This is a genomic window from uncultured Clostridium sp., assembly GCF_947036855.1.
In the GTDB taxonomy this organism is placed as follows: domain Bacteria; phylum Bacillota; class Clostridia; order Clostridiales; family Clostridiaceae; genus Sarcina.
In genome coordinates, this window is sequence record NZ_CAMQRY010000155.1 from 1 (window position 1) to 5,056 (window position 5,056).

The following is a 5,056-nucleotide window of genomic DNA, read 5'->3' on the forward strand; positions in this document are numbered from 1 at the left end:
TATTTTATAATGACATATATAAATGCTAAAAATACGATAGTTGGAAAAATTAAAGATTAAAATAAAAAAGCAAGAAAAAACTGTGTATAGATATATGGAAATATAGCTATATGCAGTTTTTTTAGAGTTTTTTTACAATATATTAAAATAATGTTCGTGTTTTGAGAGGGGATAATTATAATAAAACAATAAATTGAAAAAAAGTTTTATATTTACCAATAGTAAAGTTATTTATAGGTATAAAAATATCCTTTTTAAGAATAATATTTCTGGTATATGTATTTAATGTAAAAAAACATTTAATAATAGCTTTGTATAGATAAAAAAGTGCGAAAATTATGTAAAATAAAGCTAAGGAATAGTATAGTGAAATTTATTTAGGAATTAAATTAAAGTGTTTGTAGATAAAAAAATATAAATCAATGTGTAGATTAAGCGTGATTTTATTAAATGAAAAGTTTGTTGTTATTTTCTGAATGTTCGTTATTAGATACATAGTATAATATTTGTTATTTATATAAAAAGGGGGAAAATATATGTTTACGGTAAGGGAATATGTAAGGCCAAGTTCTTTAGATGAAGCTTATGAACTATTACAAAAAAATAAGAAAAATACAATTTTAGGTGGTTTATTATGGCTTAGAATGGGTGATAGAGCTATAAATAAGGGGATTGATTTATCAAATTTAGGGTTAGGTTTAATAGAGGAAACTGATGATGAGTTTATTATTGGTGCAATGGTGACATTAAGGGATATAGAGGTTCATCCTGCTTTAAATAATGAGTTTGATGGTGTATTTAAAGATACTGTGAAGCATATAGTGGGAGTTCAGTTTAGAAATTTAGCTACTGTTGGTGGTAGTATTTATTCAAGATTTGGATTTTCAGATGTTTTAACAAGTTTTTTAGCATTAGATAGTTATGTAGTTTTACAAGGTGCTGGAAAGATGTCTATGAGTGAGTTTGTAGAACTTGGATATACAAGAGATATAGTTACAAAAATTATTATTAAAAAAGATGGAAGAAAGATTAGTTATTTAACACAGAGAAATTCTAAGACAGATATACCAGTTTTAGCACTTGCTACAAGTAAGTCAGAAGATGGTTGGAAGATATCAGTAGGATCAAGACCACATAAGGCAAAACTTGCAGTAAAGGCTGCTAGTATGTTATCTGTAAATCCAAGTAGTGAAGAGATTGAAAAGGCTTGTGAAAAATTAGTAAGTGAGCTAGGATTTGCTTCAAATATGAGAGCATCAAAGGAATATAGAGAGATAATTGCAAAGGTATTATTAGAGAGAACTATTAGAGTGGTTGAGGGGGATAACTATGATAACTAAGCTTTGGATAAATTCAAAATTATATAATGAGAATATTGAGGATGATAAAGTCTTATTAGATTTTTTAAGAGAAAAAGGATATTTAAGTGTAAAAAGAGGGTGCAATACAACAAATTGTGGACTTTGTACAGTTTGGGCTAATGAGAAGCCTATTTTATCATGTTCAAGACTTGCTGTTCAGATGAATGGGATGAAGATTGTAACACTTGAGGGAATACAAAGTGAAGCTTTAGAGTTTGCGGAGTTTTTATCAAAAGAGGGAGCAGAACAATGTGGATTTTGTAGCCCAGGGTTTGTAATGAATGTTTTAGCTATGGTAAAAGAGTTAGATAACCCAAGTGAGGATGATATTAAAAATTATTTATCAGGAAATTTATGTAGATGTACAGGTTATATGGGACAGCTTAGAGCTGTGAAAAAATTCTTAGCAGAAAAGGATGGGGAAGTATAGTGAAAGTAGTAAATCAGAGTAGACCAAAGATTGATTCAATAGCATTAATTACAGGTAAGCCAGTTTATACTAATGATATGGTTCCTTCAAATGCTTTAGTTGTAAAACTTTTAAGAGCAAAAGTTGCACATGCAAATATTTTAGATATTAATATTAAAATAGCATCAAAAGTTCCAGGAGTTGAATGTATTTTAACACATGATGATATGCCGAAAACTAGATTTATGGTAGCGGGTCAAGCATATCCAGAGCCAACACCATATGATAGATTAATTTTAGATAAAAAAGTTAGACATGTAGGACAAGCAGTTGCAATAGTTGCAGGAAGTGATGAGAAGTCTGTTGATAAAGCACTTAAGCTTATTAAGGTTGAGTATGAGGTTTTACCAGCTATTATAGACCCAAAAGAAGCTATTGATAATCCAAGTATTATACATGATGAGGATGATTATTCTTCTAATTTTGATTGTGGGCAAGAGCCAATGAGAAATATATGTGCAAAGGATAAGATGACAAAGGGAAATGTTGATGATGTTTTTAAAGCGTGTGATGTTGTTTTAGAGCAAACTTATAAAACGAAGGCTAATGCACAAGCTATGATGGAAACTATGAGAACTTTTACAGAGCTTGATTGCTATGGAAGACTTGTTGTGGTTAGTGCAACACAAGTTCCTTTTCATGCAAGAAGAATTTTAGCTAAGGCACTTGAGATTCCAAAGTCAAAGATAAGAGTTATAAAGCCTCGTATAGGTGGAGGTTTTGGTGGAAAGCAGACAGCATCAATGGAGATGTATTGTGCTATTGTAACTTTAAAGACAGGAAAAGCAGCTCATTTATCTTATAGTAGAACAGATACTTTTGTGGATACAACAAGTAGACATGCTATGGAAATTACAGTAAAGCTTGGTGCAAATAAAGATGGTAAACTTAAAGCTATGAAAATATATGCACTTTCAAATACAGGGGCATATGGAGAACATGGTTCAACAGTTGCAGGGCTTGTAGGTGTTAAAACTTTATCTGTTTATAATAAGCTTGAAGCATATGATTTTAGTTATGATGTTGTGTATACAAATACTATGGCAGCTGGTGCATTTAGAGGATTTGGAGCAACTCAAGGATTTTTTGCAGTAGAGTCTATAATTAATGAAATGGCAGCAAAGCTTGATATTGACCCAACAGTTATAAGAGCCCAAAATATAGTTGAAGAGGGCGAAATAATGCATGCATATTATGGCGAAAAGCTTAATAGTTGTGCTCTTGATAGATGTATAAAAAAAGCTAAAGAGATGATTGATTGGGATAGTAAGTACCCAAGTAGAGATATGGGAAATGGAAAAGTAAGGGGTGTTGGAGCAGCTGTAACAATGCAAGGTTCAGGTGTAACAAGTATTGATAAGGGTTCTGTTGAGATTAAGCTTGGTGATGGTGGATACTATCAGTTAATGGTTGGAGCATCAGATATGGGAACTGGTTCAGATACAATTCTTGCACAAATGGCAGCAGAGTGTTTAAATTGTGATTTAGATAAAATCACTGTAAGTGGAGTAGATACAGATATGTCGCCTTATGATAAGGGGTCATATGCATCAAGTACAACTTATGTAACTGGAATGGCAGTAATTAAAACTTGTGAAGAGATGATAAAAAGAATTTGCTTAGAAGCATCTAAGGAGTTAGAGCTAAAAGTAGAGGATGTTGAGTTTGATGGTGAGTTTATAAAAGAAATAAATGGAGATAAGCAAATATCACTAGATGATTTAGGGGAGAGGTTACTTGTTGGAGATAAGCAAAGTATAGTAGTATCAGTATCTCATTCAAGTCATGTATCACCACCACCTTTCATGGTAGGTCTTGTAGAAGTTGAAGTTGATACACAGACTGGAGAGGTTGAGGTGGTTGACTATGCTTCAGTAGTTGATTGTGGAACAGTTATTAACCCAGCGCTTGCTAGAATACAGGCAGAGGGTGGAATAGTACAAGGAATAGGAATGGCTTTATATGAGGATGTACACCATAATAAAGATGGAAGAATGTTAAATGATACATTTATGCAGTACAAGCTTCCAACAAGACTTGATGTAGGAAATATAAAAGTTGAGTTTGAGAGTAGTTATGAGCCAAGTGGACCATTTGGAGCAAAATCAATAGGCGAGGTTGTTATTAATACACCTTCACCAGCGATAGCAAATGCAGTTTATAATGCAATGGGGGTAAATATAAGAAGTTTACCTATTACAGCAGAGAAGGTTCTTATGGCAAAAATAGCAAAGAGTAAATAAAAAGTAAGATATAAATACTCTAGCCTATATGATTAGAAATAGGCTGGGGTATTTTTTTATACTAATAATAGAGAGGAGTAATCAAATGAGAGTTTTAAATAATAGATTAGTTGTAGTAAGAGGTGGTGGAGATATAGCCACAGGTGTTATACAAAAATTAAAAAGAGTTGGCTTTGATGTTGTGGTTCTTGAGAGTGACAAGCCAAGTAGTATAAGAAGAAATGTTTGCTTGAGTGAGGCTATTTATGATGATTATGCTATTGTTGAGGATATAAAAGGTGTAAGGGCTATTAATATGCAATCTGTAAAAGAGATAATTTCTAATGGTGATATTCCGGTAATTACAGATAAAAAAGGAGAATATATTAAAAGTTTAAAGCCAATAGCTGTTGTAGATGCTATTCTTGCAAAAAGAAATCTTGGTACAACTAAAGATATGGCAGAGGTAACAATAGGTCTTGGTCCGGGATTTTGTGCTAAAGATGATGTGGATATTGTTGTAGAAACAATGAGGGGGCATAATCTTGGAAGATTAATTTTTAAAGGAAGTGCTTTAGCTAATACAGGAATCCCGGGGGATGTTGCAGGGGTTACTAAGGAAAGAGTTATATATAGTAAAGAAAGTGGAAGTTTTAAGGGGAGTTCTAAAATTGGTGATGTTGTTAAAGAGGGAGAAGTTTTAGGATATATAGAAAATTATGAGGTTATAGCAACTATTGATGGTGTTTTAAGAGGGATTATAAGAGATGGATATGAGGTTAGAAAAGGATTGAAAATTGCAGATATAGACCCAAGAATTAATCAGAAAGAAAATTGTGATACTATATCTGATAAGGCAAGAACAATAGGGGGAGCTGTAATTGAAGGACTTTTATTGAGTTTAAATAAATATTAATAGTTGTATAGATGATTATTAATAATTTAGTGAAAAATTTTTAATAGTTAAATGTAGAGTAAAAATATATTTTAATTAATATTTTAGG

Annotated in this window: 4 protein-coding genes; all 4 read left to right on the plus strand. The window is 31.9% G+C overall.

Annotated features, from left to right (window positions below; all coding sequences use genetic code 11):
* Positions 1-536: 536 nt before the first annotated feature.
* Positions 537-1,340, plus strand: coding sequence for a xanthine dehydrogenase family protein subunit M (locus tag Q0V15_RS11740; RefSeq protein ID WP_297439229.1), 804 nt, complete (start codon positions 537-539; stop codon positions 1,338-1,340).
* A complete protein-coding gene (locus Q0V15_RS11745) occupies positions 1,330-1,791 on the plus strand; it encodes a (2Fe-2S)-binding protein (protein ID WP_297439232.1) in 462 nt (153 codons plus the stop codon). The genes Q0V15_RS11740 and Q0V15_RS11745 overlap by 11 nt, the downstream gene beginning before the upstream one ends.
* Positions 1,791-4,073 carry a xanthine dehydrogenase family protein molybdopterin-binding subunit gene (locus tag Q0V15_RS11750; RefSeq protein ID WP_297439234.1) on the plus strand — a complete coding sequence of 761 codons (2,283 nt, stop codon included), beginning with the start codon at positions 1,791-1,793 and terminating at the stop codon, positions 4,071-4,073. The genes Q0V15_RS11745 and Q0V15_RS11750 overlap by 1 nt, the downstream gene beginning before the upstream one ends.
* Before the next feature lie 85 nt (positions 4,074-4,158).
* Positions 4,159-4,968, plus strand: a complete 810-nt coding sequence (gene yqeB, locus Q0V15_RS11755; protein WP_297439237.1) for a selenium-dependent molybdenum cofactor biosynthesis protein YqeB — start codon at positions 4,159-4,161, stop codon at positions 4,966-4,968.
* The last annotated feature ends 88 nt before the right edge of the window (positions 4,969-5,056 follow it).